We start from the raw sequence: 4,433 nt of genomic DNA on the forward strand, positions 1-4,433 counted from the left end.
GCGGGGGCCTGGGGCTGGGGGTACCGGGGGTCGTGGCTCATGTCGTGGAGTCCTTCTGCGAAGGGGCCGGGAGGCGGGAGCACGGTCCGTGGACCGGGGCGCGCGGACGGGCGGGAAGCCGGAAAGGAAGCAGGCCCCGAAGCCGACCGCTGCTCGGTCGCCGATGGTAGTGGGTGGCCGAGTGCTCTCTCTCACACCGTGTGCGTAATCTGGGGGAAATCCCGGGTCGCGATACTGAAGTGTCCCCCTACCCCGGGCGGTGGTGCACGGACCGTCTGAACTGCAAGGATGTGGCAATGGACAAGCAGCAGGAATTCGTCCTCAGGACCCTTGAGGAGCGCGACATCCGCTTCGTGCGGCTGTGGTTCACCGACGTCCTCGGGTTCCTCAAGTCCGTCGCCGTCGCCCCGGCCGAGCTGGAGCAGGCCTTCGACGAGGGCATCGGCTTCGACGGCTCGGCGATCGAGGGCTTCGCACGGGTCTACGAGTCGGACATGATCGCCAAGCCGGACCCGGGCACCTTCCAGATCCTGCCCTGGCGCGCGGAGGCCCCCGGCACGGCGCGGATGTTCTGCGACATCCTGATGCCGGACGGCTCGCCGTCCTTCGCGGACCCGCGCTATGTCCTGAAGCGGATCCTGGCCAAGACGTCCGACCTGGGCTTCACCTTCTACACGCACCCCGAGATCGAGTTCTTCCTGCTGAAGAACAAGCCGGTCGACGGCACCCGCCCGACGCCGGCGGACAGCTCGGGCTACTTCGACCACACGCCGCAGAACGTCGGCATGGACTTCCGCCGCCAGGCGATCACCATGCTCGAATCGATGGGCATCTCCGTCGAGTTCAGCCACCACGAGGGCGCCCCCGGCCAGCAGGAGATCGACCTGCGGTACGCGGACGCGCTGTCCACGGCGGACAACATCATGACGTTCCGTCTGGTGATGAAGCAGGTCGCGCTGGAGCAGGGCGTGCAGGCGACGTTCATGCCGAAGCCGTTCTCGGAGTACCCGGGCTCGGGCATGCACACCCATCTCTCCCTGTTCGAGGGCGACCGCAACGCGTTCTACGAGTCGGGTGCGGAGTACCAGCTCTCCAAGGTGGGCCGCTCGTTCATCGCGGGCCTCCTGAAGCACGCGGCGGAGATCTCGGCCGTCACCAACCAGTGGGTCAACTCCTACAAGCGCATCTGGGGCGGCTCCTCCCGCGCGGCCGGCGCGGGCGGCGAGGCCCCCTCGTACATCTGCTGGGGCCACAACAACCGCTCCGCCCTCATCCGCGTCCCGATGTACAAGCCCGGCAAGACCGGCTCGGCCCGCGTCGAGGTCCGCTCCATCGACTCCGGCGCCAACCCCTACCTCACCTACGCGGTCCTGCTCGCCGCGGGCCTCAAGGGCATCGAGGAGGGCTACGAACTCCCGGCCGGCGCCGACGACGACGTCTGGGCCCTCTCCGACGCCGAACGCCGCGCGATGGGCATCGAACCGCTCCCGCAGAACCTGGGCGAGGCGATCTCGCTGATGGAGAAGAGCGAACTGGTCGCCGAAACGCTGGGGGAGCACGTCTTCGACTTCTTCCTGCGCAACAAGAAGCAGGAATGGGAGGAGTACCGCAGCGAGGTCACGGCCTTCGAGCTGAAGGCGCTTCTGCCGGTGCTTTAGCGGTAGTTCGGACGGCTGCAGCCGTCCGCGAGGTGTGATTCCGGGCCGGAGGCGGTGAGCCTCCGGCCCGAGGTGTTTCGCCGGGTGCCGGGCCGCCTGTGGGCCGTCGCGGGTTTCGCCGAGGCGGGCGGATGGTTACCCGGCCTGCGGAGGCTCCTTCAGCTTGGACAGCCGAGCCGTGACGGCGACGATCCTCTCGATCGCTTCCTGAAGGAAAGCCGCCCCGGGTATTTCGCCGCTGTGGACCAGGTCATTCCTGATGCGCCGCAAATAGTCGAGTTCACGCTTGAGGGGTTCGGTGAGGTTCGGAATCCTGTTGATGAGAGCCCCCACGCCCATGAACCGCGTGTCCTCGGGGTCCACGACGGCGAGCCCGCGCAGGGTCTTCTCCAGCGCTGTCCATTTGGACCAGAACCGACCGACGATTTCATCGGATATCGTGGACTGGTCGGAGGAAGGGGGATTCATGGACGAGAAGCTCATCTGGAATTGGATTTCTTCAAACCTTCGGTACCGCTCGGGATCCTCGGAGATTATCGCATCAATGACTTGATCGGCCAGTGGGCGCTCTTCCAGATTTTCGTGCAGGGATGAAATGAAGGGCGCCAGCGAGTTCGGCGTGTTGAACTCCAGATCGGTGAGAAGCTGAAAGAGAAGGTCAACTCGGCCGAGTCCCGACTCTTCGACCGGGCTCTTCCGTTCCTTGTTCGCGTGGGCGAGTATGTGGGCGGCGAGTTCGTAATGGTTGAGGAAGGTGCGGTCGGTGCTGGCGACGCGGACCTCTCCTGCCTTCTGCAGCATTTCGAGGGCGATTTCGCCGGCCAGGACCAGCCCGTTGAGTTGGTCCAGGATATGGAGCTCCTCCTCGGAGAGCCCTCCTTCGAGTGGCTTGTAGATGAGGTCGTGCTCGACCTCGGACCACGAGTGCATCAAAACCGAGGCGACTTGGATCTCCACACGCGCCTTGGCGTACCTCTTGTCGCTGTCGCCCAGGCTGCGTTCGGACAACTGGGCCCTGTAGTGTGCGGCGGAGTAACCGGAGAATTTCTTGGAGGGGTTGACTTTTCCGGGGTCCGGAAAATCTCGCCTCTCCTCCAGGAGGTGGAAGAATCTGTTGATAATTCTGTCCACGCGCTCCCGGTCTCCGGGGAAGTAGAGAGCGACGCGCACCCCTGCCAGGTCGACGATGTCGCTGTAGATGTCCTGGATCTCTTTGTAGGGATCTTCCGCGTGACGCTTCTCGCATTTCTCGGCGAGCCGGGATATGTCCTTGGCGCGATGGGTGACGATGCAGCGGACTCCTGACCTGTGGAGATTGCTTTCCAGTGTTTCGGCCGCCAGTCGGGCGGCTTGGCTGTAGAAGTCGTACTCTCTGATGTATCTGGAAATAAATTCATCGATCAGTTGCATCCTCGGCCCCATCGTCGTGTCTGCTGAGAGTGCTGCGCCATGCATCGGACAACAGGATGCCCCAGGGCGCCGGAGAGGTTTCCGGTTTCAACGAAGTCGGCCCTGCCGGCGACGGTGCCGACAGGGCCCGCAGCTATGGGACAGTTCGCTGAGGATTGACGGCTATGCCCTCCAGGGAGAGGGTTGCACCTTCCGTAGCGTCATGTGGTCCGGTGGACGTACGTCCCGATCCCTCGAGAGAAGGTCCCCGCCCATGCCCGCGTCTTTCGTGCCACCCCGTCAGGTCAGGATCGGCGACGCGGCGGCCTTTGCCGGCTGCACGCCGCGGGCGATCCGGCACTACCACGAGATCGGCCTGCTCCCCGAACCCGAGCGGGGTGGCGACGACCGCCGCCGCTACGGCTACGAGGACATGATCCGCCTGCTGTGGATCCGCAGGATGGCCGACGCCGGTATCGCGCTGGAGGACATCGGCGAGGCTTTCGCCGAGGGGTCCACCGAAGCACACGGCGGAGACGGCATCGAGGCCATGTTGGAGCGCGTGGAGGCATCCCTCGCCGCCCAGGAGGCGCAACTGCGACGCCAACGGACCGCCGTGCAGCGGATGCGCGTCGAAGGCAGCCGAATGGGACTGCTGTCCGACCTGGTCACCGACTGTCTCAAGGGCCTGTCCGGGAACTCCCTGCGCCAGGCCGACCTGGACACCTTGCTGGTCACCGAGCGGATCTTCGGTCCGCTCGGAGCAGCCGTGCAGGCCACGCGGTTCGTCGCCCTGGCCACGCATCCCGCCCTGCGGCAGGAATCCGACCGCATCGACGAGGCGGAGGAGGCACTCGACGACAGCGTCGCCGTCGACGACCCGCGGGTGGCTCAAGTGGCCGCCGAACGGCACGCCTTCGAAACCGCGCTGCATGCCGTCATCGAGGAGTCCGGCCTCGACGAGGACGACGACGCCCTTTTCGATGCCTGGGACGCTGCGCACCCTGAGTCCGGCGATGACGAGAAGGACGGTTCAGGTTCCGGCTCCGGCAGGGGCATGAGTGTGCTCGAAGCCACCGGAAAGATGCCCTACGACTTCTCCCCGGCCCGCCTGCGCTGTATGGAACTGGCCGAAGAGCCGGCCGTGCTCACGGCGGATGAGGGGGCGGGGATCCACGCCATGCACCATAGTCCCGAGGTGGCTCCCGGGGGCCTTTGTGCCCACCCCCCTTGACCGCGTACCTCGAAGGTCTGACCGGTCTGCAACCACCGGGCAACCCAACAAGGGGTACTGACAACTGCCCACGCTTCCGGGGAGGGGCGCGGGCAGGGCGGGAGCGCCGGGCCCTGCACCGGCGGCGTTCCCGGTGGTGACGGGGCCGGGGG

The 4,433-nt window shown here is 65.9% G+C and carries 3 protein-coding genes; 2 read left to right on the forward strand and 1 reads right to left on the reverse strand.

The genetic code is table 11. The annotated features are described in order from the left end of the window. The first annotated feature begins 296 nt into the window (after positions 1-296). Positions 297-1,658, forward strand: a complete 1,362-nt coding sequence (glnA, locus tag D3105_RS32595) for a type I glutamate--ammonia ligase (protein ID WP_006124033.1) — start codon at positions 297-299, stop codon at positions 1,656-1,658. Positions 1,659-1,793: 135 nt separating this feature from the next. On the opposite strand, the gene D3105_RS32600 is transcribed toward glnA, so the two are convergent. Further along, positions 1,794-3,068 carry a GTP pyrophosphokinase gene (locus D3105_RS32600; protein ID WP_118906438.1) on the reverse strand — a complete coding sequence of 425 codons (1,275 nt, stop codon included), beginning with the start codon at positions 3,066-3,068 and terminating at the stop codon, positions 1,794-1,796. A 253-nt stretch (positions 3,069-3,321) separates the two neighbouring features. Between D3105_RS32600 and D3105_RS32605 the strand changes: the two genes are divergently transcribed. Further along, complete coding sequence (locus D3105_RS32605) at positions 3,322-4,281, forward strand: MerR family transcriptional regulator (RefSeq protein ID WP_118906439.1); 960 nt, start codon at positions 3,322-3,324, stop codon at positions 4,279-4,281. Positions 4,282-4,433 lie beyond the last annotated feature (152 nt).

The organism is Streptomyces globisporus, from assembly GCF_003501885.1.
Lineage (GTDB): Bacteria > Actinomycetota > Actinomycetes > Streptomycetales > Streptomycetaceae > Streptomyces > Streptomyces globisporus_D.

Coding starts and splice junctions, on each gene's coding strand:
- glnA (WP_006124033.1), top strand. CDS start 297: ATGGACAAGCAGCAGGAATTCGTCCTCAGGACCCTTGAGGAGCGCGAC.
- D3105_RS32600 (WP_118906438.1), bottom strand. CDS start 3,068: ATGCAACTGATCGATGAATTTATTTCCAGATACATCAGAGAGTACGAC.
- D3105_RS32605 (WP_118906439.1), top strand. CDS start 3,322: ATGCCCGCGTCTTTCGTGCCACCCCGTCAGGTCAGGATCGGCGACGCG.